General features: G+C 48.5%; 23 protein-coding genes and 1 riboswitch. Of the genes, 13 read left to right on the top strand and 10 right to left on the bottom strand.

The annotated features are described in order from the left end of the window. Positions 1-190: 190 nt before the first annotated feature. The 4 genes from ACWXW9_RS03135 to ACWXW9_RS03120 all read right to left on the bottom strand — a co-directional run bounded on the left by ACWXW9_RS03135 (position 191) and on the right by ACWXW9_RS03120 (position 2807). The gene (locus ACWXW9_RS03135) at positions 191-910 is read right to left on the bottom strand and encodes a 3-ketoacyl-ACP reductase (protein WP_494928247.1); all 720 of its coding nucleotides are present in this window, start codon (positions 908-910) and stop codon (positions 191-193) included. A 161-nt stretch (positions 911-1071) separates the two neighbouring features. Next, entirely contained in the window at positions 1072-1926 is an 855-nt protein-coding gene (locus ACWXW9_RS03130) for a DUF4097 family beta strand repeat-containing protein (protein WP_494928246.1), read from the bottom strand. Position 1927: 1 nt separating this feature from the next. Beyond that, the gene (locus ACWXW9_RS03125; RefSeq protein WP_494928245.1) at positions 1928-2485 is read right to left on the bottom strand and encodes a DUF1700 domain-containing protein; all 558 of its coding nucleotides are present in this window, start codon (positions 2483-2485) and stop codon (positions 1928-1930) included. Further along, on the bottom strand, positions 2478-2807 hold the full coding sequence (locus tag ACWXW9_RS03120; RefSeq protein WP_014278596.1) for a PadR family transcriptional regulator: 330 nt from the start codon (positions 2805-2807) through the stop codon (positions 2478-2480). The genes ACWXW9_RS03125 and ACWXW9_RS03120 overlap by 8 nt, the downstream gene beginning before the upstream one ends. Before the next feature lie 390 nt (positions 2808-3197). On the opposite strand from ACWXW9_RS03120, the gene ACWXW9_RS03115 reads away from it, so the two are divergent. After that, complete coding sequence (locus ACWXW9_RS03115) at positions 3198-3731, top strand: DUF6985 domain-containing protein (protein WP_494928244.1); 534 nt, start codon at positions 3198-3200, stop codon at positions 3729-3731. Between the two features lie 55 nt (positions 3732-3786). Here the strand turns inward: ACWXW9_RS03115 and metE are convergent, their stop codons facing one another. The 4 genes from metE to ACWXW9_RS03095 form a co-directional block, all read right to left on the bottom strand. Next, on the bottom strand, positions 3787-6105 hold the full coding sequence (metE, locus tag ACWXW9_RS03110) for a 5-methyltetrahydropteroyltriglutamate--homocysteine S-methyltransferase (protein WP_494928243.1): 2319 nt from the start codon (positions 6103-6105) through the stop codon (positions 3787-3789). Positions 6106-6265: 160 nt separating this feature from the next. Then, a riboswitch (cobalamin riboswitch) is annotated at positions 6266-6461 on the bottom strand. A 291-nt stretch (positions 6462-6752) separates the two neighbouring features. Next, entirely contained in the window at positions 6753-7250 is a 498-nt protein-coding gene (gene nrdG, locus ACWXW9_RS03105; RefSeq protein ID WP_494928242.1) for an anaerobic ribonucleoside-triphosphate reductase activating protein, read from the bottom strand. Continuing rightward, complete coding sequence (locus tag ACWXW9_RS03100; protein WP_494928241.1) at positions 7247-9196, bottom strand: anaerobic ribonucleoside triphosphate reductase; 1950 nt, start codon at positions 9194-9196, stop codon at positions 7247-7249. The genes nrdG and ACWXW9_RS03100 overlap by 4 nt, the downstream gene beginning before the upstream one ends. Positions 9197-9490: 294 nt before the next feature. Next, entirely contained in the window at positions 9491-9961 is a 471-nt protein-coding gene (locus tag ACWXW9_RS03095; protein ID WP_494928240.1) for an AbrB/MazE/SpoVT family DNA-binding domain-containing protein, read from the bottom strand. A gap of 287 nt (positions 9962-10248) precedes the next feature. On the opposite strand from ACWXW9_RS03095, the gene ACWXW9_RS03090 reads away from it, so the two are divergent. The 3 genes from ACWXW9_RS03090 to ACWXW9_RS03080 all read left to right on the top strand — a co-directional run bounded on the left by ACWXW9_RS03090 (position 10249) and on the right by ACWXW9_RS03080 (position 14950). Next, positions 10249-11259, top strand: coding sequence for a LacI family DNA-binding transcriptional regulator (locus ACWXW9_RS03090; RefSeq protein ID WP_134912067.1), 1011 nt, complete (start codon positions 10249-10251; stop codon positions 11257-11259). 145 nt (positions 11260-11404) lie between these two features. Continuing rightward, positions 11405-14386 carry a glycoside hydrolase family 3 C-terminal domain-containing protein gene (locus tag ACWXW9_RS03085; protein WP_494928239.1) on the top strand — a complete coding sequence of 994 codons (2982 nt, stop codon included), beginning with the start codon at positions 11405-11407 and terminating at the stop codon, positions 14384-14386. Positions 14387-14452: 66 nt separating this feature from the next. Beyond that, the gene (locus ACWXW9_RS03080) at positions 14453-14950 is read left to right on the top strand and encodes an Rrf2 family transcriptional regulator (RefSeq protein WP_494928238.1); all 498 of its coding nucleotides are present in this window, start codon (positions 14453-14455) and stop codon (positions 14948-14950) included. Positions 14951-15068: 118 nt separating this feature from the next. Here the strand turns inward: ACWXW9_RS03080 and ACWXW9_RS03075 are convergent, their stop codons facing one another. Then, positions 15069-16160 carry a diguanylate cyclase gene (locus ACWXW9_RS03075; protein ID WP_494928237.1) on the bottom strand — a complete coding sequence of 364 codons (1092 nt, stop codon included), beginning with the start codon at positions 16158-16160 and terminating at the stop codon, positions 15069-15071. 226 nt (positions 16161-16386) lie between these two features. Here ACWXW9_RS03075 and ACWXW9_RS03070 point away from each other — a divergent pair, with 226 nt between their 5' ends. Genes ACWXW9_RS03070 through ACWXW9_RS03055 form a run of 4 tightly spaced genes read left to right on the top strand, consistent with a single transcriptional unit; the run spans position 16387 to position 21517 of the window. Next, the gene (locus ACWXW9_RS03070) at positions 16387-18036 is read left to right on the top strand and encodes a spore germination protein (protein ID WP_494928236.1); all 1650 of its coding nucleotides are present in this window, start codon (positions 16387-16389) and stop codon (positions 18034-18036) included. Continuing rightward, positions 18011-19255 (top strand): Ger(x)C family spore germination protein, encoded by a 1245-nt coding sequence (locus ACWXW9_RS03065; RefSeq protein WP_494928235.1) that lies wholly within the window; start codon positions 18011-18013, stop codon positions 19253-19255. Before ACWXW9_RS03070 ends, ACWXW9_RS03065 begins: the two co-directional genes overlap by 26 nt. A 25-nt stretch (positions 19256-19280) precedes the next feature. Further along, a complete protein-coding gene (locus ACWXW9_RS03060; protein ID WP_494928234.1) occupies positions 19281-20390 on the top strand; it encodes a GerAB/ArcD/ProY family transporter in 1110 nt (369 codons plus the stop codon). Beyond that, positions 20387-21517, top strand: a complete 1131-nt coding sequence (locus ACWXW9_RS03055) for a GerAB/ArcD/ProY family transporter (RefSeq protein WP_494928233.1) — start codon at positions 20387-20389, stop codon at positions 21515-21517. Before ACWXW9_RS03060 ends, ACWXW9_RS03055 begins: the two co-directional genes overlap by 4 nt. Here the strand turns inward: ACWXW9_RS03055 and ACWXW9_RS03050 are convergent. After that, positions 21422-21739, bottom strand: coding sequence for a YczF family membrane protein (locus ACWXW9_RS03050; RefSeq protein WP_494928508.1), 318 nt, complete (start codon positions 21737-21739; stop codon positions 21422-21424). The two genes, ACWXW9_RS03055 and ACWXW9_RS03050, sit on opposite strands and share 96 nt — an antisense overlap. A 191-nt stretch (positions 21740-21930) precedes the next feature. Between ACWXW9_RS03050 and ACWXW9_RS03045 the strand changes: the two genes are divergently transcribed. The 5 genes from ACWXW9_RS03045 to ACWXW9_RS03025 all read left to right on the top strand — a co-directional run bounded on the left by ACWXW9_RS03045 (position 21931) and on the right by ACWXW9_RS03025 (position 25093). Then, complete coding sequence (locus ACWXW9_RS03045; protein ID WP_044644373.1) at positions 21931-22326, top strand: Fur family transcriptional regulator; 396 nt, start codon at positions 21931-21933, stop codon at positions 22324-22326. Then, the gene (locus ACWXW9_RS03040; RefSeq protein ID WP_494928232.1) at positions 22302-23141 is read left to right on the top strand and encodes a winged helix-turn-helix domain-containing protein; all 840 of its coding nucleotides are present in this window, start codon (positions 22302-22304) and stop codon (positions 23139-23141) included. The genes ACWXW9_RS03045 and ACWXW9_RS03040 overlap by 25 nt, the downstream gene beginning before the upstream one ends. 145 nt (positions 23142-23286) lie before the next feature. Then, positions 23287-23700 (top strand): BlaI/MecI/CopY family transcriptional regulator, encoded by a 414-nt coding sequence (locus ACWXW9_RS03035; protein ID WP_137060660.1) that lies wholly within the window; start codon positions 23287-23289, stop codon positions 23698-23700. Positions 23701-23703: 3 nt separating this feature from the next. Then, positions 23704-24564, top strand: a complete 861-nt coding sequence (locus ACWXW9_RS03030; RefSeq protein ID WP_494928231.1) for a M56 family metallopeptidase — start codon at positions 23704-23706, stop codon at positions 24562-24564. A gap of 121 nt (positions 24565-24685) precedes the next feature. After that, positions 24686-25093 (top strand): DoxX family protein, encoded by a 408-nt coding sequence (locus ACWXW9_RS03025; protein WP_494928230.1) that lies wholly within the window; start codon positions 24686-24688, stop codon positions 25091-25093. Positions 25094-25196: the final 103 nt, after the last annotated feature.

Raw genomic sequence — 25196 nt, 5'->3', positions numbered from 1 at the left:
TTCATTTCCCCTTCCATAAATGCGCTTATCGGTGCAAAAATCGTAGATTATGTATGTTGTAAAGTACAAAGCGCGTATATTGTAGTTTGAATTGTATTAGCTATGAACAAAAAAAGAAGCTCCAGCATGACGAATAATGACGTCTGCCGGAGCGTGGTACAGCCCAATGAATCTAAGATGTCGAGTCAAATTATTGTGGGTTGGTTGTCCAAATACCGGCTACTTTTAATTGAACCCGCGAAGGCAACTTCAATGCTGCCAATGTCAGATCGGCCATATCTTGTGGCTGAAGCATGCGATCCTCGTCGCCAATCGGCAAACCTGCATTTGCCGCCAGTTCGGTATTGACCGTGCTTGGAGTCAGCGCAGTGACGCGAATGTTGGATTTGCGAACTTCCTGCATCAGCGCCTCCGTGAAGCCCATCAAAGCAAACTTGGATGCGCAATATGCCGAGCCTGTTGCAAAGCCCCGTTCCCCTGCTGTGGAGGATACATTAATAATGTTGCCGCTCTGCTGAGCAAGCATGCTTGGAAGAACCGCATGTGTGACATAATAGGTTCCCAGCAAATTCACGCGGATCATGCGTTCCCACTCTTCCGGGTCCATGTCTGCGACTGTGCCGAACGTAGCAATTCCTGCATTGTTGATCAAAATATCAACAGCGCCCAGTTCATGCTCCAGCGAGGCTACAGCCGCAGCGGCCTGTGCCCGATCAGATATATCCGCGACAGCGCTAACCACCTTCACGCCGTATGTACTCCCCAGTGAATCCTGCAGCTTTTGCAGGTCAGGTAGTGTGCGTGAGATTAGTCCCAGGTTGACGCCTTCCTTGGCCAAGGCCTCGGCAATGGCTTTACCAATGCCTTTGGTAGCGCCTGTAATAATGGCTGTTTTATTTTTAAGTTCCATCCAGTCTCCTCCTTATGGTTACATATCGTAGTTGTGCATTTAGGCACATGGTTATATTATACTGATTTCATTTCCCTGAACCAAACTTCAACTCCAACCAGGTCACTTATTTCGCTTTGCTGCGACCTGGAGTGGAAGGCTTCTGACCATAGTTAGATGGTCTATTTGGAAATAAGAATATCGCCTGAAGTTGTTTCGACCTTCATAACGTTCACACTGCCGGGAACGGATTCGGGAGTATCTATACTTCCAGAGTCGGAGCGGACATTATAAATACCTTTAAAATCAGGAGCCTGCTTAATCCTCACATCACCAGAGTCTGAATCGACCTTCAAGTTGGCTGTGGTACGTTGTGTGATATTCGTAATACCGGAGGTCAGGGAAACTTGACCATTGCCGCTATAATCGCGAATTTTGGCATCCCCTGAAGTGAGGTGCAATTCCATATCTGCTGTAACCTGACTAGCCGTAAAATTGCCGGATGTTAACTTGGCGACCAAGCGGGTACTTTGGAGGTTTGAAATCTCGGCATTGCCTGAAGTGGCTGTGATGCTTGTATTTTGAATGGAGGCATCCTGTAGTTTTAAGTTCCCCGAATGTATATCTGCCTGTAGCCCTTTCAGAGTTTCACCAGCGGGCATTTCTACTGTGATCGTTTGTTTCAACCCAGGAGAGATAGAGAAGAATGCCAGGGAAAGAGGTGGCTCAGATTGAATGGAAAGCTTACCGTTCTCAATACGGGCATTATGAATCTGGTCGGCTACTTGCGTCTGCACTTCTCCACTCATGCGTATCGTGCCCTGCTCGCCGGAGCTGGGAGTAAACACAATAGATACATCATCATCAGAGCTATTCACTTTAAGATCCTGTAGCTGTCCACGTGTGAACGTCCATTTTTTATCAATAGCTGTTATTTCCCGCATCGCTTGTTGATTCCATGGAGCACCGTAGGCCACCATCCCGGTCACACCGATGATGATACATAGACCCGCTGCAATAAACCATTTTTTATTCATGTTACTCGTTAGCTCCCCTCAGGGTAGTCTGATTCCATTTCGAGTATCGAACTGTACCTCTGACCAGAAGGTTCAGAAGGTAGCGTACTCCAGGCAACAGGAATAGGCCAATCCCGGTCAACGTGATGGCAAAAAAGAATTTAGCGGGATAAAAGTTGCCGTTCAGCGCATAGTCTGCGACAGCGAGAAGGGGGGCCGCTATGAAGCTGGCCGCTGCTACAGCCAACGAAACCCATAATGCCCATAAAGAGGCTAAGACAGGAATGGAGATTAACAAATTAAGAAATAGCAGCCCCAAGAAAGTAAATAGATTGCGTGCGAAGCTTCCTTGGCGAAGCGGAGGAGGGGAAGTATTCCAGGGTGCGTTAGGATCATCCAGCGCTTCGCGAGCGATATCCTCGGGGTTGCCCAGTTCATTGGCAATTTCGGCCTCGCTTTTTCCATTCACCAACCCATAGTCAAAATGCTGACTTAAATCACCAAGCAGCTCATTACGTTCCTCTGCGGGGAGAGGGGAGAGACGTTGCTCCACCTCTGTAAGAAACTGTTTTCTATTCATCGGGATTTCCTTCCTCCAGTAGGCTTGCGACATGATGGACAAATTCATTCCATTCCCGTGTAAGTATTCTTGTGTAATTGCTGCCTGCATCAGTCAGCCGATAATATTTACGCGGGGGTCCCTCAGTCGATTCCTGTAAATAAGTTGTACAGTATCCCTCTGATACCAGACGGCGAAGCAGCGGATATAAAGCTCCTTCGGCTACTTCGATATGACGGGAGACGGCCTGAGCCAATTCGTAGCCGTAACGGTCCCTGCGCCCAATTAAAACAAGAACGCACAGTTCCAGCACCCCTTTTTTGAATTGGATGTTCACATTCACGAGCGGTGCTCCCTTCCTGGATGTTATCATTGCTTCATAGGTGTCGTTTGGAGTATCGGGAAGAAATGTGTGCTTGAGCATAAATTAGTTCAGGTACTAATCATAAATCAGTAGTCAGGTATAATTTAACATCATGTACTGATTAATGCAAGGTACTAAAATTTTAAAAAATAAATCTACGGGCTCATTTCAGGAGTTTTCTTTTGCTTTTAGAGTCAATGAGATAGCGAATACTGTTGAAAAAAGTAGTATTATTTAGAAATACGCCGAATTTTGGGGAAATTTGCGTAAAGGAGCCCGCTTTAATTTCATCCATTAGGATGTTAAATTGTAAAATAAAAGGATCCATAGAGTTGAAGATCATTTCTTATGAAAAGGATGGGGCAAAGGATGAATTGGGAACGCTGGTATATGGAGCTGGATCAGGATGATGAGACTTGGGATGTATCGGAGGAAATCGTGCTTCGGGGTGCGATACAACTCCATTTTTGCGGACAGAAGTCGGAGGTGGAGATAGAGTTTATGGTATCCGCCGATTCCGAGGAAGAAGCGCAGGCCATAAGAGAGCCTAAGCAGGATCAAAAAAAGACATGGGAGCAATATATGGCACATGGGTCCGACATTCACCCTCATGTGCTGGAAGCGATACATCATTACTATGCAGGTATAGTAGAAAAGTACCGGAACGCTTATATCTCGTGGGGAGAAAATCCGGATGAATATGCGCCCTGCGTGAAGGATTCGGCACAATTACTGGAACGGCTACAGCTCGTGTCTATACTGGTTCCTGACTCATCAGAAGAGGATGAGCTGTACTTGAATTTTAGCTGTTCATGGGATAGAGAGCATGGCTTGGGTGTACATCTGAAGCAGGGACAACCCGAGCATATTCAAGGAGCTTATACATTATATGATTTGGAATAGAATCCCCTTCCGGCTTGCAGGGATAAAAGGGCCAGGAAGGGGACAGGTATAGAAATTAGCTGGATACAGTCAACGAATCTCTGGCAGCTTGAGCGGCCAGCACCATTTGCCGCAATGCAGCTACAGATTCATCCTTGGTGCGGGTTTTCAGGCCGCAGTCTGGATTGACCCAAAATAAATCGGAAGGCAGTACGCGCAGGGCACGCTGGATCATACTCAGCATTTCCGATACATCGGGAATGCGCGGACTGTGGATATCGTATACGCCCAGACCAATGCCTTTGTCATACACCTGATCCTCAAAGCTGACAATCAGTTCTCCGTGGCTTCGAGAGGTTTCAATAGAAATAACGTCGGCATCCATATCGGAGATGGATTGGATCATATCCTGAAATTCGGAATAGCACATATGCGTATGGATTTGGGTGGCGGGTTCGACAGTGGCAGTGGTCACAAGGAAGGCTTGAACCGCCCACTCCAGATAGGCCCGCTGCTGTTCCTTTTTCAGTGGAAGCCCTTCACGGATCGCCGGTTCATCCACCTGAATCATGCCAATCCCCGCTTGTTCCAGTGCTTCTACCTCAGCCCGCAGAGCCAGTGCTAACTGTAAAGCAACCTGACTGCGAGGAATATCATTCCGTTCGAAGGACCAGTTCAAAATCGTTACCGGACCTGTCAGCATCCCTTTGACTGGCTTGGAGGTCAACGATTGGGCGAAGGCCGTTTCTTCCACGGTCATCGGTTGATCGAACGACACGTCTCCGTATATAATCGGTGGCTTGACACAACGGGAGCCGTAGGACTGCACCCACCCGTTTTGTGTAAAGGCAAAGCCTTTCAGCTTTTCGCCAAAAAACTCAACCATGTCGGTCCGCTCAAATTCCCCGTGTACAAGCACATCAATGCCAATGTCCTCCTGAATATCAATCCATTCCTTGATTTGCTGCTGAATGAATGTCCGGTACTGCTCGGCAGACCATTCCCCTCTGCGATAGTGCAGGCGGGCTTTGCGAACCTCAGCCGTTTGCGGGAAACTGCCAATCGTCGTGGTAGGCAGTGGAGGCAGCTTCAACTTGTCCTGCTGAATCACACGACGCTCAGCGAAGGGAACGCTACGTGACTGCGGCTCTTTCGCCAGTAGAGCCGCCATATCGGCCGCGGTCTGTACTCGTGCCGCCGAGCTGTTGAAGCGAGCTACCGCGTCCGCACTCTGCTCAAGCTTGGCAAGTGCCGAGGGTTTGCGTTTGCCAAGCGCAGCGGTCAAAGCTGCGATTTCTTCCAGCTTTTCATCGGCAAAGGCCAGTGCTTGCACCAGCTCTGGGTCCAGCTTATGCTCTGCTTCCAGACTGACCGGCACATGCAGCAGACTGCATGATGGCTGCACGATGAGCTGGGCGGCGGGTGTCTGTTCTGCCAGTTGTCCAAGTAGCGCAGCCACGGCGTTCAGATCGGAGCGCCATATATTGCGCCCGTCAATAACGCCAGCGGCCAGCGTTTTGCCCGCAGGGAAGCCATGCCGGAGCACATGTTGAAGGTTTTCGCCATCATCATGTACAAAATCCAGACCTAATCCCTGTACCGGGAGCGTGGACAGGTGCTCATAATGATCCAGACTGCCAAAGTAGGTTTGCAGCACGATATTTAAGGATGGAGCAGCCTCGGCCAAGGCTTCATAAGCCTCCTGAATAATGTCCAAATCCTCTGCCGGGAATGAGGTGGTCAGGACAGGCTCATCCACCTGCACCCACTGAACGCCTTCCGCAGCCAGCTCAGACAGGACGCGGGTGTACAGTGGCAGGAAGCTTCGTACAATGGCGGTCAAATCCTTACGATCATAGCCTTTGGACAGGGCAACGAACGAATAAGGACCGATCATGACGGGTTTACCTTCAATGCCTAGTTCCTGTTTCGCTTCACGATAAGCCTGCAAAGGCTTATTCTCGGTGAACACCGGAGTTGCATTCGCCAATTCCGGTACGATGTAGTGGTAATTGGTATTCAGCCATTTGGTCATTTCACTAGCGGTGGCACCCTTTTGTCCACGGGCTATTCCGAAATAGACGGACAAAGGAACAGGCCCATCGGGACTGTAGTTGAACCGTTCCGGCACCAGACCGAACATCACGGATGTATCCAGCATGTGATCGTAATAGGAAAAGTCTCCGACTGGAATTCGATCAATTCCCTTGTCACGCTGCTTGCTCAGATGCTCCAAACGCAATCGTTTCATCTCGATATGCAATTCGCTTTCATCCATGCTGCCGTTCCAGAAGCGTTCCAGCGCTTTCTTCCATTCCCGGTTCCCGCCGATACGCGGATATCCCAGGTTACTGCTGATCAAGCCGGGCAATTCAGGCAATTCGGTAAATGACATGTACTTTTCCTCCCAGGCTGGTGGCCAGTTTATTTTTGCGTACAAAAAAAGACATTCCTCCCCGGGGTTAAAAATGAGTAGGGGAAAGAATGCCTCCGGTTTTTAAAAAATGAAAAATCGGCGACTGCTCTTAACACCTCCCTATCTCCCGTAGGTACTTGCGATGTTGTTGAAATAGGCAGGTCTCCTGACTTACGGATCATGACTTTCAGCGCTCCTTCCCGGTCTGTGGACCAGTGGGTGTATCAACAGCTGAAAATTCCCCGTTTACAGTGGCGGGACCGCGCCGGACTTGCACCAGCTTCCCTTTTAAGCCTGAACTGAATAGAACAGACACCTATCTCCAAGCTATGCGATTATGGTATGACGAATAATTATGCACTCGTATACTTGTTCACCATCATAAGTGAAACTTGCAGGATGCGCAATAGAAACTCCGTTTGAACCTGCAATGAAACGATTAAGTTCATGGAAGCACATTTAGGTTTATTAAAAGCGTTCTGCTCATCAGTACGTTATCCCGTGTTCCCGATCTGAAGCACCTTGAAGCACCGCCCTTGTCAATTACACGCAAAAAAAAGACAAGTCCTCCCATAGGGAAAGGACTCGTCTTAAGGCATAACAACTCATGCGAGTATAACATCGCCTCAGGCTAATGTAACGATAGATCCTGCCAGAATGCTGGCCTTAACATCAACCAGTCGCTGATTGCGGCTGCCTCGGAAGGGAAGGGTCAGATCCTTTTGCTGTTCTACAAAGGGACCGTCCACAATCACATCGCACAGCAGTGCCAATTCCCGCCGGGCCTGATCCGTAAGCAGTTCTTCGTAGACGAAGCCCGTATAGGCCCACACGGTTCGGTCAGGGCAGGCTGCGCGAAAGTCGCGCACAAACTGCGAGCATTCCGCTGCTGAGAAAAAGGGGTCTCCGCCGCAAAGGGTTAACCCGTCCAGCAATGGATTATCGGCGATGTCACGGATAACCTCCTGCTGCCGTTCCGGTGTGAACGGTTCGCCTGAACGGAAGCTCCAAGATGCCGGATTGAAGCAGCCGGGGCAGGCATGGCGGCAACCGCTAATGAACACAACGGTGCGCAGGCCGTGTCCTTCGTTCAGAGATTCCGGAATGTAGCCGCATAAATTCACCGATGCTTCACCCGGTCACGTACCTCGGCTTGTTTTGCGGCGTTGAACCGGACGGTATAATCACCTGTCAGATATCCGGTTACCCGGCGCAAGCGCTGAAAATGCGTATGTTCCTCATCAGCACCGCAATGGGGACAGCTTGTCCCGATAATGCCCTCGTAGCCGCATTCCGGGCAGCGATCTACGGGATGATTAATGGAGAAGTACCCAATGTTTTGATGAAGCGCATATTGTACAATTTTAAGAAACGCCTCCGGGTTATTCCGCGCATTGCCATCCAGCTCAATGTACGAAATCGCGCCAGCGTTGCACAGGTTATGAAATGGGGCTTCGAGGCTGATTTTACGGGCAGCCGGAAGCGTGTAATACACAGGAATGTGAAAAGAATTCGTGTAATATTCACGATCATTCACACCGGGAATGACACCGAAATCCCGCTGATCCAGCAACGTGAATTTACCGGATAGACCCTCGGCAGGCGTAGCGAACAGCGTAATGTTCAGGTTATGCAATTCACTCATCCGATCGCAGTAGACACGCATGGAAGCGATGATTCGCTGCGCCTCGCGGTATACAGCGTCATCCTCCCCGTGGTGTTTGCCGTACAGTGCCTTCATACACTCAGCTAATCCGATAAATCCGATGGAAAGCGTACCGTGCTTGAGTACGCTACCTACCTGTTCATCCGGCTCCAGCTTTTCTCCGCCTTCCCATACCCCTTCGCGCATCATAAAGTCTGAGGCCTTGGCCGGCTGGCTGGTCTGTATATGATAGCGATGGATCAGTCCGTCCACGGCAATACGCATAACCTCTTCCAGTCTGATATCAAAGTCATCCCGGTCAGGTGCCTTGCGCTTGCCTGTGCAAATGCCGTATTCAATGCCAAGACGCACCAGATTAATCGTATTGAATGAGAGATTACCCTTGCCGCTCTGACGGTTTCTGCCGAAACGGTCAGCAATGGTGCGGGTACGGCAGCCCATTGTTGCAATAATGGTATCCGGATCATCTGCACGGTAATAGGGCAGGTTGAAGGTAGCATCCACATTGACAAAATTGGGATACATACGTTTGCTGGAGCATTCTACTGCCCGCAGGAACAAGTCATAGTTGATATCCCCTTCGGCCTGATTGATTCCTTTTTTGCATTGGAAAATATGCTGTGGAAAAATAGGGGTTTCTCCACTGCCCAAGCCACGGATAGTGGCCTCCAGCAATGATTGTGTAACAAGCCGCCCCTCAGCAGAAGTACACATCCCGTAATTCAGTGAGGTGAACGGGATTTGTCCACCTGCCCGACTGCTCATGGTATTCAGGTTATGAATAAGGGATTCAGCGGCCTGGCGGGTCTCCGTCTCCGTTTCTTCACGTGCGAATGCGTATGAACGAGGGCAGACCTCATGTAATAGGCTGTTGGCTATATGTAATTCGTCATCAGGCAGAGCGGGCTCTATTTCTTCTCCGAACAGGCGGAGTCCCTTACGCAGATGCTTGCGGAAAGACCGGGCCACGAATGGAGCGAGATCCCAATCTATTTTATTAGCAGAAACGCCTCCAAATTGGCTGTTTTGCTGAGACTGGAATATGATGGCCACCAGTGCCATAGCAGACATAATGGTTTGCGGTGTGCGCACAGAGCCGTTGCCTGTATTAAAACCGTCTTGCAACAAGCGACCAAAAGGAATAAAGATACAGTTCGTAGTCCCGAGCGCATATTGGTCCAAATCGTGAACATATACATATCCACGGTCAACCGCATCCGTCAGTTCAGACGGAAGCACACGCAGGCGTGCATACCACTTGGCGTACTCGGAACCGAGCTTGCTCATTTTGCCGCTGAACGATTCTCCATTCAAATTTGCATTCTCCCGTAGCATGTCCAAATCCTGTGCCCCAATGACCCGTTCGCCGATGTCGTATAATTGATGTTCCTCCAACACCTTCATCGCAAAACCCTCCATATAGTAAAATATATATTATTCTCCCAAAAACAATATATTGACGATATCGTGTACTAACCAATTGTTTCAGTCTATATATTGTATATATGGATGAAGAGAGAGTATGTGATTATTGTCACATCAAAAGTGGAGAGAAAGCACAAAGAGGCCAGGTGAAAAGTCAGGAACACATCTGCGAATACGCTCCTTACTCTACACCTGGCGATCGAATATTTGACGAAACGATATGATGGCAGGTCCATTGGATCTGGATATATTGATAATAAATTGATGGATAATTTAAAGCAGTTTTTTTAATTGGGACACCCGGCCTTGTGAGATATCGAGCATTTCGGCATATACCTTTTGTGGCAGGTTGGGATGTTCCTGAATCAGCTTACGGAGCTTTTTTACCATTTCTCCTTGCTGCACTCTGGATTGCTTGGGCTGCCAGGTTGTATGGTTACGAATCGGCTTGGTATGTTCTTGAGCCTGGATGGCTTCGGTGCTGGTGGGATGTACATGTTCCTCTGTCTTTAATACCTGAATGCAGTCGGCGCAAATAAAGCTATCACGAAAATAAGTCAAATGATCAACTGCGCCGCAAAATTTGCAGGATACACCTGTATATTTCCTTAATACAAATCCTTCTTCATTCACGAAAAATTCGAGCGAATCACCAATATTGATATCCATCGTGGTGCGCATTTCCTTGGGAAGCACGATTCGCCCCAATTGATCCAGAGGCCGTGTCATTCCGGTATTTTTCATAATCCCATCCTCCTTCAATTATATATCCTGATTATACCAAAAAATATTATTTTTTGCTTTGTTTATTGAAGAAAATATACAATTTTTTTATGCATTTATCATATACCTTCACACGTATTGCCGGGGGCAGAAGATGGTTTATAATATATGTATCGACTGTTGGAGTAAGAGGCTGCGAAGTATCGTGGCCTCTCCCTAATCCGGTAAGTGCTTTACCGCCTACAGTTGAACATTTTTCAGGGTTTTAGAATTCTTTGAAATGATCTCAACTTGTAAGGAAGATGACTATGAAAAGCAACAAAATCTCAATGAAGGAAATTGCACAATTAAGTGGAGTTTCTGTAGCAACCGTTTCCAGGGTCATCAATGAGAACGGGCGTTATTCGGATGAAACCCGTCAAAGAGTGATGGACATTATAAGTAAGTATCAATACGAGACAAACAGTATTGCGAAAAGCTTGCGTATGAACAAATCACAGACAATCGGTGTGCTGGTGCCCGACATTAACAACGAATTCTTTTCGGTGATCGTACAGGAAATTGAAAGATTTTTTTTCGATCTGGGCTATTCGACGATTATTTGCAACACAGCCAAGAGCGCCGAAAAAGAAAAAGAATATTTGAAAATATTAGACAGTAAAATGGTCGATGGTCTGGTTTGTATATCTGGTCAGGAGGAAGTGCTGACAGATGTATTAAAACGGAAGATACCTATTGTATGTATTGACCGCCGTCCAAAGATTGACTCTAATGTTGCTTTTATAGCATCTGATCATTATGCTGGCGGGTTTATGGCAACCGAAGAGCTCATTCAAAAAGGGTGTCGTCGCATTTTGGTGCTCACTAAACAACAAAACCTTTCATCCGTGAATGAACGTTTGAACGGGTTTAGTGATGCGATGTTAAAGCACAATCTCATGCTAGGTAAAGAGCAATATGTTGCTATTCATAGCGATCATAACAACCTGGATGCAGCTAAACAAAAGGTGCAGCAGTTGATTGAAAACAAGATGAAGTTTGACGGTATTTTTGCTACCAATGACTGGCTGGGACTGGGTGCCTTGCTTGCTTTGCAGGAAAACGGGATACAAGTTCCCGACGAGGTTAAAATTGTGGGCTTTGACAATGACACGATTTCCAAGTACTGCAATCCTCCTTTGACGACCATCAATCAGGATAAGGCTGCTTTGGCAGATAAGGCCTGCGGCATTTTGCTGGAGATGATTGAAGGGAAGACGCCAAGTGGTGAGCAGCAGCAATTGTTGCCGGTTAGTTTGGTGGAAAGACAGACAACTTAATGGAGATCAAGATCAAGTAATGATATGAGTGACAGAAGGAGTGCTTCGACGTTGTTGCCGGGGTACTCCTTTTTCGTTATGATATATTAAAACGCTTTCATACACCTTTTCATCATATTTTGAATGGGATAAGGAGATGACGGATATGAGTCATGAAACAACGGATTTAGAATATCTTTTTCAAAATCCGAAGATTCATCTGGACGAACGTGTACGGGATTTGGTATCCCGGCTAACCTTGGAGGAAAAGATTGAATCCATGCTGCAATATCAGCCTGCCATTGAACGATTGGGGGTCGCCGCCTACAAGCATGGTACGGAAGCAGCACATGGTATAGCCTGGTTGGGAGAGGCGACTTCATTTCCACAGCCTGTGGGGTTGGCTTGTACGTGGGATACGGAGCTGATGCGACAAGTCGGCTCGGTCATTTCGGATGAAGCGCGTGTCTACTACCGCCGTGACCCGGCGCTAAACGGACTGACGTTGTGGGCACCAACCGTAGATATGGAGCGTGATCCGCGCTGGGGGCGTAATGAGGAAGCGTATGGAGAAGACCCGTATTTGACGGGAGAGCTGGCAAAGGAATTGGTCAAAGGGATACAGGGCGATCATCCGGTATATTTGAAAGCGGTTGCGACATTAAAGCATTTCCTCGGTAACAATAACGAGGTGGACCGGGGAAGTGATTCCTCCAGCATAGACCCGCGAAACCTGCGTGAATACTATCTGAAAGCCTTCGAAAAGCCTTTTACGGAAGGCAAAGCCCAATCCATGATGACCTCTTATAACCTGATTAATGGAACGCCCGCTACGTTGTATCACGGTGTTAACGATATTGTCAGGGACGAATGGGGAATGGACGGCTTTGTGGTCAGTGATGCCGGTGATGTGATGGGAATCGTAAAGGATCATCAGTATTATGACTCCCACACGCCGGGTGTGGCTGAATCTATTCGCGCGGGGATCGACAGCATTACGGATGATGCGGATTTGTCCAAGCAGGCCATTCGTGATGCTTTGGCGCAAGGAACGCTGCAAGAAACGGATCTGGATCAGGCGTTGTTCCATACATTTCGTGTTCGCTTTCGTCTGGGGGAATTTGATCCGGCGACAGACAATCCCTATGCCTTGATCGGGGAAGAGGCCCTGATGACAGAGCAAGCCCGTGAACTGTCCTTGCGTGCAGCGAGGGAGCAGATTGTATTACTGAAAAATGAGCACAAGCTCCTGCCGCTGGACCCTATGGGGTGCGGCAAGGTGGCGGTGATCGGGGCACTCGGCAATGAGGTATACCGCGACTGGTATTCCGGTACTCTTCCATATCGGGTGACACCGTTGGAAGCGATTCGCGCCAAGCTGGAAAGCGAAGGCGGGCAGGAGCGCGTCGTATACCGCGATGCCAAGAATCGTGTGACCTTCGCGGCGGTGACTGACGGAGCGAAGCTTACGGTCGATTCTTCCGGTGACATGCTTCTGTCCCATGATGCCGAGCCGACGATTTTGACCGTGAGCGATTGGGGCTACGGCAGCGTCACGTTGACCGACGAGCGTTTGGGCACCTATGTGACGAGCGATGAGGAAACGCTTCGCGTGACGGCTAAGGAAGCGTATGGCTGGTATGTCAAAGAAGTCTTCGGGGTGACTCCTGTTGAAAACGGAGGTAGTCTGTGGACGACCTGGAACGGCAAGCCTGTGATCACAGGGCCAGAGGGCTCATTGAAGGTAGCCGAAGCTGCGAGTTCCGTGCCTAACGCAGTAACGGGCAACGGGACGATGGCTTCGATAGCCCCGGAAGTAGATACAGCTTTCCGGGTAGATACAGTGTCAGATGGTGTAGCGGAAGCGATAGCCGCCGCCCAAGCGGCAGATACGGCAATCGTATTCGTCGGCAATCACCCGCTGATTAACGGCAAGGAAGAGAATGACCGTCCGGGTCTTGAACTGGCAGCATCCCAACAGCGGCTCATTGAGGAAGTGTATCGGGTAAACCCGAATACCATTGTGGTTCTGACGGGCAGCTATCCGTTTGCCATCCCTTGGGTGCAGGAGCATATTCCTGCTATCGTATACACGTCTCATGCCGGGCAGGAGCATGGCACAGCAATTGCAGATGTGTTGTTTGGGGATTATGCGCCAGCGGGCCGTTTGAATATGACATGGTATCAAGCGGAGGATAAATTGGGTGATATCAAGGATTATGATATTATTCGCGGCGGACGTACCTACCAATATTTTGAAGGTGAACCCTTGTACGCATTCGGCCACGGTTTGACGTATTCTCCATTTGAGTACAGCCATGTGCGTACAGATGCCCAAGCGCCCGATACGAACGATAGCTCTGTTACTGAAGGTAGCGTCAACTCTCTTGCTACATTTGATGCCTCGGATACTCTGAAAGTGTGGGTGGATGTGACCAATCAGGGCATAACCGCCGGGGAAGAGGTTGTACAATTATATGTGCGGTCCGGGGCCTCGCGGGTCAAGCGACCGTTGAAGACGCTTTGTGGATTCCAGCGTATTCGTCTGGAGCCGGGCGAGACGCGAACGATTACATTTACGGTGCGGGTAAAGGACTGGGCAATTTGGGATGTCACACGGGATCGCTATTGTGTTGAATCAGGCGAATATATATTGCTGGCAGGCGCTTCTTCAGCGGATATCCGGCTGGAGCACCGGGTTCACGTTCAAGGCGAAGCTATTCCACCTCGCCAAATCGGACAAAGCATCCGCGCTGAAAACTTTGATGATTGCTCCGGTATTCTGCTGGATGAAAGCAAGGAGCAAAAGGAGGCCTGTGTTCGTCCGCGCTCACCTCAGCGTCCCGGCTGGATTGCCTATCATGGCGTCGAGTTGGGAACGGCGGGTGTGACCCAACTTCAGTGCCGCGTTTCAGGCAATAGCAGTGGTGCGGTGCTCGAGCTGCGCTTGGATACACCGGATGGCGAAGCTGTAGCACGTATGAACGTCGGTGATACGGGAGGGGCACAAGCATGGGTTACCCTTTCCGAAGTACTGGATACAGTCTCCGGTACACGTGATGTGTACTTGTGGTTGAGTGGTGAAGTGCGACTGAGTCACTTTACTTTACGCGCTTCGATTACAGCAGATTCTGGTCTTCAGGCTTGAACTTGCTTTCTACTTCACGTACAATGCATTCAACGAAGTTTCTACAGCTTAGGGGTGTCATTTCATTTGAATAGTGAGAAAAGACTACGCACCGCAACGCCCAAATGGCTTGGAATCGCGGTCAAGGCGCTTGTCTATTTGGAAAAGAATGGAGAACTGTGTGCCAGCGGTTCCATTGCCCGCTCCATTGACTGCGAAGTAACCTTGGTGCGCAGGGTGCTGACGCGACTTGTACAGGCAGATTTAATTTCGGCACGCGAAGGCCGTGAGGGGGGCTATGTGCTTACCCGCTCGGCAGATCATATTACACTCGCCGATATATACCACGCCATTGAAATATGCGATCCGATTTTTCCCGGCATGATGCATGAGCCGCAAAGCAGCCCTTTTTGCGAGGATTTGGCGACAGCCGTATCGGAAATTGTAGCCGAGAGCGAACGCCGGATGCTGGAAGTATGGGAATCCCATACCTTGGCTTCGCTTGCCAAGCGTACCACGCTGGAGGTGGGCGGCGGCTGCCATCGTGAAGGCAAGGATGCCAAGGCTTCTTCCAAAGGGGATTAACACATTTTTTTCAAAATAGATAATAGCCGATACGACTCTTCCGAGAGAGGGTTGTATCGGCTATTTCTGTAGGGTGCTCATATTGTGCGCAATCGTAAAGGAAAAGAACGCCCCAGCTTTATACCTGATAGGAGCAGACCCGATTACGTCCTGCATTTTTAGCTTCGTATAGTGCTTTATCCGCCTGTTCCAGCAGAGCTGCCCCGGACATATCCTCCCCGGTATCGGGAAAGGTCGTTACACCGATAGACACTGTGACTTTAAGAACAAGCCCGTCCGATAAAACGAACTCGTACTGATCTACCCCGCCAAGGATCTGACTCGCTATGCGTAACGCTTGCCGGAAAGCACAATTCGGCAGAAGTACGGTGAATTCCTCTCCGCCGCTACGGGTTACCACATCAGAGGAGCGACATTTGTCCATCAAAATCTGACCAAGCTGACGCAGCACCGCATCCCCGGCCGCATGACCATAGGTATCGTTCACTTCCTTAAAATGATCAATATCCAATACAAGTACAGATAGATGCTCATGACGCTGATGAGCTTGGGGAAGCTTCTCTTCCAACGACAATTCAAGCTGTCTCCTGTTGCTCAGATTCGTGAGATGGTCTGTAAAGGAGGTATGCTCCAGACGAAGTAACAGCTCATTGGACGTGTTGATGGACTCGGCAATGAGATACAGGAGACATCCGCCGACCATGGAAATGAAGAACTGTAGCGGGTAAACGCGCAGAACATTATAGATATCTTGCAGATTAATCAGAAGGGAACAGAAGGTTATCCCCAGGGCGAAAACATTCATGGTCATAAGCTTCGGTAAACGTGACCAGGACAGACGTGACAACAGAGCGCATCCCAGACCGATAAGTATCATGAAAATCGCGCTGACGATGGCTTGCTTGGTTACACCAAACAGCAATAATCTGCCCACACACAAACAAAGGGTAGCTATGAGCGCTGCCGGACCGCCAATGTATGTTGCGGTAGCTACAACGGCCAGATGGCGAAGATCGGCAATGGTATTAAATCCGACTGGAATCGAGTAGTACATAATCACAATGCCGTAGCCACCAAATAGAGCGCCACCGATCCAATGAGCCTTGCATTTTAAATTTTGGAGACGTATTTTATATCTTTGCGATATGAGACCGGTTATGTACAGAAAGGTGACAAGAATACAGGTATTTACAAAAAACGTACTAAACAAGATGCTAACCCTCCCGAGAGGCATATTACTTCATTTTATCAAAAAAAATGTCATTAAGCTTGAAAATGAAGAACTTTATTGAAATTTAATACGTTGGCGTGGATTATAGCGTTTCAGGCATAGGGCCAGTGCATAACTGGGAATAGATTGAGCATACTCCAAACATACAAGAATAAGGAAAAATAGGTAGTCTCTATCGCTGCCTTTCTGGAGATGAGGTTTGCTCATGATTCGCTATCCCTATCGCAAACATAGCAAAAAGTCGGGTGCGGACAAGAAAATTGGAAACTCGAATAGTGGAAGTTCTTCGCGTTCTTTAAAGATTGAAGCTAATGTGGAAACCAACTTACAGCAGATTAAGGAATTGACCTCAGACAGTCCTGATTTTATGGTCCGCCGCTTTGCTTTGGGTCTAAAGGCGAACGTGCCTGCCGCGGTTGTCTTTCTGGATAGTATGGTCAAAACGGATACAGTGAATGAACTCGTCATGAAGTCGTTGCTTAGCCGCCCTTCCGCCGAGGTGGCTGCGGAGGAAGAAAGCGCAGACGGGCTGTACAAACGGCTACAGGGACATGCGCTTTCGCTGGGTGAGGTGAAGGACTGCGATGATTGGAATACCATGATGGAGCATCTCCTTATGGGAGACACGATCATTTTACTGGAAGGTTGTGAAAAAGCCATCTCGTGCGGTACACACGGAGGAGAGATGCGGGCGGTCAACGAGCCAACCACACAGTCTGTCGTCAGGGGATCGAAGGATGGGTTTGTGGAATCCCTGTTCACCAATGTATCGTTGGTCCGCAGGAGGATTAAAAGCTCGGATCTTACACTGGAGATATTCAAGGTAGGAAGCACCTCCTTAACAAACGTCGCCATGCTGTATATGAAGGATATTGCGGATCAAAGCGTTGTGAAAGAGGTTCGCAGACGGGTGGAATCCATCAATATTGACGCGATATTCGAATCGGGCATGGTGGAAGAGATAATACAGGACCATAATCTGACCCCTTTTCCAACCATCTATAACTCGGAAAGACCGGATACGGTCAGCAGCAACATTATGGAGGGCCGGGTGGCATTGATCGTGGATGGCACCCCGTTTGTGCTGGTGATGCCTACGGTATTTGCCCAATTTTTTCAGAGTTCTTCGGATTATGCGGAACGCTACGATATGGCGACCGTCGTCCGGCTTATCCGATATATCAGCTTTATCATTCTGATCTTGGGGCCTTCTCTCTACATTGCCTTAACCACCTACCATTATGAAATGATACCCACTCCGTTGCTCATCAGCTTGCTGGCTCAGCGGGAGTCGGTTCCTTTTCCGGCGTTTCTGGAGGCGTTTGTTTTGGAAATCACCTTTGAAATATTGCGTGAAGCCGGTATTCGAATGCCGCGTGTGGGCGGGCAGACGGTATCCGTAATCGGTGCGCTTGTATTGGGACAAGCGGCCGTGGAGGCGGGGATTGTGACTCCGTTGCTTACGATTGTGGTCGCGCTGACCGGGATTGCCAGCTTTGCCATTCCAGCCTATAACATGGCGGTGGCCGGAAGACTGTTTCGTTTTGCTTTTATGGTGCTGGCTGCGGTTATGGGTCTGTATGGCATTACATTAGGGTTGATTGCACTAATCGCTCACATGAATAGTCTGCGCTCCTTCGGCGTGCCCTATATGTCTCCCTTTAGTCCCTTCGTGCTGGAGAGTCAAAAGGATGCCGTATTGCGGCTTCCATCCTGGATGATGCGGAAACGGCCTGAAAATATTACATCAGCGAATCCAAACCGTATGAAGGGGCAAGAGGAGACCCCCGCTGCCAACAAAAGCACACCGATGCAGGAGGGGGGAGCCCATGGCGCATCAGGCGAAGAGGAATGAACGAAATGCAGTAACCGTCAAATGGAGAATGTGGGTACTGGGTTTGGTGGGGCTAATACTGATTCCTCTTCTATCCGGTTGCTGGGATTCAGTAGAGCTGAACCAGAGAGCGGTAGTAGCGGCTATAGGCATTGACATGGATGGGGAATCGGATTATGAGGTTTCTCTACAGGTCATCGTAGCAGATGAAATTGCCGGGGCCAAAGCCAGAGGTGACACTCCTGTCGTTCTGTTTCGGCAGAAGGGGAACAGTCTTTTTCAGGCCATTCGCAAAGCTTCGCAGAAGGTTCCACGGGAAATTTCTCTGGCCCATGCGAGGCTGGTGGTTATTGGAGAAAAGCTGGCCCGCCGTGGAATCGGCGATACGCTGGATTTTTTGGAACGGTACACGGAGACACGGTTGACCATGAAAATGCTGGTAGCGCGCGGTGAAACGGCAAAGGATGTACTGGCAATGATGACCGCCATCGGCCGTATTCCGGCTAATGATATCTCGGGGAAGCTGGAAACCTCTCAGCGTCTGTACGCCGGGAATTACGCAGTGAGTTTGGACGATGTCATTCGCAGTATGGAGATTAAGGGCGGTGGGCCTGTCCTTACGGGTGTAGAAGTGGAAGGAGATTTGGAAAAGGCACCTCAAAAATCCAATGTGGACAGCATTGTACCGGAGGCTATTGTGGGCATTAAAGGTATGGGGGTGTTCCAGAAGGGTCGCCTCATCCAATGGGTGGACAATGATAATGCCATTGGGATGTCCCTGGTGAACAACAAGGTGAAAAGCGGTGAAACGACGCTCCGTTGCGGTAAGAAGAATGAAGTCATCGGGATCAACACCTTGTTTTCCAAAACACATATACACAGTTTGATGGAACAGGGAGAGCCTGTGTTTTTAATTGACATTAAACAAACCGGAGCGGTAGAGGAAGCCGAATGTCCGATTGACCTGAAAAGTCCGCAAGTGATGAAAAGCTTACAGGAGCAATGGAGGAAGGAAACCGAAAAAATTGTGTATTCGGCTATCAGGGAAATTCAGCGCACTCGTAGCGATGTCCTCGGTTTTGGCAATGAGCTGGAGAAAAGCCACCCTGAACAATGGAAGAAGCTCTCTACCCAGTGGAGTCGACATTTTGCAGAGAGTACTGTTCGGGTTCATGTTACCTCGGTACTCAAGCATTCTCAGGCACGGACGAATCCCTACTCAAGGGGAGAATCAGATTAATGATTAGGGGAAGGAGGGAACGCCGATGAAAAAAGTGCAAGTGGACGCAATAGAGATGATCGCCTTAATGGTGCTATTTGAATTGGGGACGACTGTGATGTCTATTCCCGGCAGAGATGCTGGCAAGGATGCATGGCTGGTGATTCTCATAGCTATGGGTTTTGGCGCCCTTCTTTTCTTATGCTACGGTACCCTTCATCGGCGCTTCCCCGAACTTGCGTTGACACAGTACAGCCAAAAGATCATAGGCAGAAAAGCAGGAAGTGTGCTTGCTTTTCTGTATATTTTGTTTTTTCTGTACGGAGGGTCGCGTGATCTAAGAGATAGCGCAGTTCTGATTGCCGACCGGACTCTCCAGCATACACCATTAACTGTCATTAGCGTCTTGATGATCGGTCTGGTGATGTATGTGATGTACTTGGGGATCGAGGTCGCGGGCCGGACGGCGATTTGGCTGCTGGCTCTTATGCTGCTGCTGGGTTTCATTACGAACATCATGCTTCTGTTATCCGGCATTGTAGACTGGAGGAATTTGCTTCCCATAGCCCAGCACGGCTGGCAGCCGATATGGAAAGAAATCTATTCCCAAGCCATCATGCTGCCGTTCGGCGAGATGGTTACGTTTACGATGATTCTTCCTTCATTAAAGAAGGACTTTCGTGCCAATGGTGTCGGTATTTCCGCTGTGTTGCTGGGGGGGACGATCCTGTCCATGATTGCGCTGGTAAATGTGCTGGTTCTGGGAGAGGATGTGTTCCAACGAGCAGTGTACCCGATACTTTCGATGATCAGTAAGGTGGAAATATCGGACTTTATCGACAGGGTGGATGTCATCGGGGTCATGACTGTAATTATTTTTGATTTTTTCAAAATCTTTATCTTCTATTATGCGGCGGTCAGGGCAGCGGAGGATGTACTGCATATCCCTTACCGTAAATTGCTGCTTCCATTCGGGCTTATTATGCTCATATCTTCGGTACTGATGGCCCAAAGCTATCAAGAACATATTACAACAGGCGAGTTTGTGCTGAAGTGGATGTTTCCTGCATTTTCAGTGCTGTTTCCTCTCTTGCTACTTGTCGTGTCAGGATTCAAAAAGACAGGAAGCAAAAAAGGGAAGGAGAATGCATCATGAGTCATCGTCGTGAACAGGAAAGGCACGTCAGCACAGGGCAAATGATTATTCTTATGTTTCACTTTCTCCTGGGTAACGCGGTCATCATTAACATGGATAGTGAAATTGAACGGGATATATGGATTGTTCAGCTCGTCGCGATAATCGCCGGGATGATATTGTTCCGAATGTACAGCTATACGGCTGAAATGTTTCCCGGGAAGCCTCTGACAACCTATGCTTGTGAATTGATCGGACGTACGGGAGGCACAGCGATGGGGCTTTCATACATTTTGTTTTTTATGTTTTTGACCAGCCGAAGCCTGCGCGATGAGACAGAACTGATTCGTATTTCTGTGCTGGAAAAGACGCCGAGCCTGATCGTGGCTTTTCTGATGATTTTGTGTGTGATCTATGTCCTCTGGCTTGGTTTCGAAGTGTTGGCACGTACAGGTCAAGTGTTGCTTGTTGTAGTGATGCTGGTCATTTTTTTAGGCAATACGTTACTCATCATATCGGGGAGCATCCACCTGGATGAGCTGATGCCCGTGATGATCGATGGTGTTAAGCCTGTGATTAGTTCAGTCGTTCGGGAACATTTGGCGTTTCCGTTCGGGGAGCTGATTTGCTTCATGATGTTTATCCCCTGTGTGAAGAAGCCGTCGCAGATGACCGGGGCAGGCTATGTGGGGATTATTGCAGGTGGCCTCGTTTTGGCTGAAGCTGCGATACTGAATGTAACGGTTATGGGGACGAACGTTACAGAGCGCTCCATCTTTCCCTTGCTGAGCACGTTTGCGAATGTACAGCTTTCAGAGTATTTGCAACGTTCGGATGTGATTATCCTGATGTCTATGATCATTGGTGATTTTTTCAAAATCGCCTTGTTCTTCTACGCCGTTGTGATAGGGATCTCCGATATTTTTGGACTGGCTTACCGTAAAACATTGCTTTTCGCCGGGTTCATTGTTTTGCTGTGGTCTCAGATAGAAACGCCCAGCTTGAGCGAGCATCTTGCCTTTGGGCGGCTGACCTTTATTTATATTCACCCGTTATTTGTTTACTTCTTTCCCTTGCTGCTCCTGTTGGCTGCTCTTTTCCGACGAAGCAGAGCTAGGGGAGGGAGCGGGGACTCTCAGAAGCCGTAACCACTGTGAGAAAAAGAAGTGCAGCACATGTCTGATTTGCTTTTTGCCCACAGATATGAAAATGAGCAGTAGCATGCCTGCCAGGACAATGTATTCGGAAGGCCGCATGGTGTGAAAAGCTGATAAAGCAGCCTCCCAAGGAGTTCGACTGCCGAATAGCCAGTTCACCAGCAGGTTCGTTCCGAGCATGAGCAGCAGGAAGAGCGTGAATATCCATAGCATTTTCATAAAATATACCTCCGGTCTGTATGAGCTGAATGTATGCCACGTATACATTGTGATGCAAATTGGCTCAATTTATCCGATCCCATTGACTTGAAATGAATTAGGATTTATACTTATTCTAAATTAATTTTTGTTGTGATTATAAGTTGAGAATAAATATAATCTGCGTTCGTTAAGGGAGATGCGGTATGAGAACTTTGAATTTAACTTCGCAGCGTCAAGCAGTGTACGATGTGGTCCGTGAGGCCCACGATCATCCCACTGCGGCTGACGTTATGAACCGGTTGATGGAGCGCGGATACAATCTTGCCTATGGAACGGTCTATAATTCACTGCGTTATTTGACGGATAAGGAATTAATCCGCGAATTGAAGCTGGGGGAAGCTGCCAGTCGTTATGACGGGCGAATGGATGATCATCAGCATATTATTTGTCAGGTATGTGGACGGGTAGATGAAGTGATGAGCGAGGTTCCACATGATTGGATCGAGACGGTTGCGCATGAAACGGGATATACCATCGCCCATGCCCATGTCGTATTCGGAGGAGTGTGTAAGGAATGCCAAAGCAAGCGAATCAAATAACGAATCGTTTCAAAGCAGCCGAGCTGCCTAAACGGGTGAAGGGTAACTGGACAACGATGTTATCCGCTCCCTCCGCCCCTGCGTTACAGACGGTTCCTTCCAATGAGCCGTTGTACTGCCCGACTACACGCCGCATCGTTCTGATCAGTTCGGTTCCGGGTGTCGTTCATGGTTTGGTACGTACGCTGTCAGACGCGTGCTTTGACGTGATGGTTTTCCATCGCTGGGAGCCTGAAGTACAACGTCATCTGGGAAGCGATCTGTTGATTTACGATTTGACCGCTACGGATACACGGAGTGAATTACTGGATATCCGTAATCGTCTTGAGGCGGAACAGATGAAAGACACACCCGTCATGTATGTGATTCAGGATCGGATGGCTGTACGTGCGCATGAGCTGCTTCCTTCGGAAGAAGTTCTGGTATGGCCGCTGGCTTCCAATCATATGGTTCATGATATTGAACGGATGATTGTACGTCATCCGGCAGCTTCCCGGCAGGCAGTGCAAGGCAGCCGTCGCACGGTGTTCAAGGATATCTGGATTGACCGTGATAAAATGTTAGTATATAAAGAAGAGAATCAATTGAATCTGACCAAAACGGAATACGACTTGCTCTTGAAGCTACTGGATGCTCAAGGCAAAGTTATTTCTCGTGAGCAGATGATGCATGATATCTGGGAGACGGATTTTGTAGGTGGCAGCAATGTCGTGGATGTGCATGTCAAAAGCTTGCGCAAGAAGCTGGGCGACCGGCCTGCGGAGCCTGAATATATTGCAACGGTAAGAGGTGTAGGCTACAGATTGGCGGATTGAGCTGAAGCGGATCAGGCCATGAATTGCCGCCGGATGGAGACATTCGGCGGATGAAGATAAATCCCTTTAAAGAAACTGACATAACGTGTGACGGTTGACTTTATCAGGAAGTGTACACTACAATCGGTAGTGTGAGGTGCTTCTTATGAAACGACTGAATTTTAAAACTGGCGAAACCGGACTCAACCGATTTTTCGGACCTCTGGAAGCCAAAATTATGGATATTTTATGGTCCACTTCGGATCAGAGCATCAAAGAAGTGCAGACCGCGTTGGAGGGGGATCGGGACTTTAATTTCAATACGGTGATGACCGTGATGAATCGTCTGGTGGAAAAGGGAATACTGAGTAAGAGTATACGTGGGAGAACGTCTTTGTATCGACCGGTTTTGAGCAGGGAAGAATTCAGGGATGAACAGTCCAAGGAGTTAAGCCACGAACTGGTGGATGAATTCGGTCCACTCGCTGTAAATCATATGATTGATGCTCTGGAGGTGGCTGATCCTATGCTGATCGAACGTCTGGAACAAAAAATTAAACAATGGAAAAAGGATATATAGACGATGTGGAAAACACGTTCTAAATTACTGTTTACAGCAGGCGCCTTTATTTCGGGTTTCGCCCTTATACAAATGGGTATGTACGCCGGGCAGCATATTTTCGGCTGGAAATTGGATTTTAACGTGTTTCAGATTTGTAGAAGTCTGTTGCAAAACTACGGGATTGGTTACATGGTGGATGCACTCAGTGGATTGGTCTTCCTTACCTTCGGCATTGCTGGTGTAGAAGCGATACGGCAGTGTATGGCCACAAGGGCGGCTTTCCGCAGACTGCGCCGGATGCGTGACCTGCCGCTGACGGAGACACTGGGTGAACGATATCGTGAACTGGGAGCCGACCGGATTTGGGTCATTGATTATGCCAAGCCTGCCGCTTTCACCATGGGATTGTGGAAGCCACGTATTGTGCTGTCCTCCGCATTGCTGTCAGTACTGGACAAGCATGAGGAGGAGGCAGTTGTATACCATGAGGCGTATCATATGAAGCATTATGATCCGTTGAAGACCTGGCTGCTGCAAATGTGTGCTACATTGCTGTTTTATTTGCCTGTGCTGCGTCATATTACCAAGCTTTACAAGACAGCCCGCGAAATTTTGGCTGACAATGCAGCTATTAACCGAACAGGTTCACCGATGGGAATTGGAAGTGCATTGCTCAAACTGCTAAGTATGACGCCCGCCAATGCCCAGCTGGTGAATTCCGCCGCTTGTTCCTCTTTTGCAGAAACGTCCATTAATTATCGGATCTCACGTATTTTGGACCCTCAGCAAGAGCCGGTAATCCAACTGCCCTGGCGTTCGATTATGTTTTCCGGTTATGTGCTGGTGATGCTGACGCTTATGTTTGGACTGGCTATAGTCTAGTTCTGGCAAGATATGTTCTAACGGGTGGCGCGCTCTGCGCTCCCGATTCTTCATACGTAATACACTACAGAGTGTAGTTTATTACATAACCATACTACAAATCTTAGAGGGAGATGAGTTTATGAATCAAACACTTACGAATATTGGATTGTTGCTGGTACGCATTTTTACAGGGGTCATTTTCATTGTTCACGGGTCACAAAAATTTCAGGGGTTAGACGGAACCTCGGGTTTCTTCCAAAGTATCGGGCTTCCCGGCTGGTTGGCCCCTGTGGTCGCTACAGTTGAGCTGGTTGGAGGTATTGCACTGGTTCTGGGTATCGGAACAAGAATCGCCGGAGCAGCATTGACGATCGTCATGATTGGTGTTCTGTTAACTGCTAAAAAAGGACAACCTTTTGGTTCTATTGAATTTGATCTTTTGGTTCTGTTCGCCAGTCTTCAGCAAGCGTTGGTCGGCGCACGTTTTCTTTCGCTAGATCAGTTGTTTAGTCGTAAAAAGCCTGAAAGTAATAGCGCCCAGGTCTAAATGATCATAAAACCGCACCCTTAGTCGCATGGGGTGCGGTTTTATTTTGCTTGTTTGTGAAAATTTTCTGTAAATCATTTGCTTCCTCTAACCGATATAGTTT

This window comes from Paenibacillus sp. LT-B23 (genome assembly GCF_059417685.1).
This window is presented reverse-complemented; position numbering and strand designations above follow the sequence as displayed.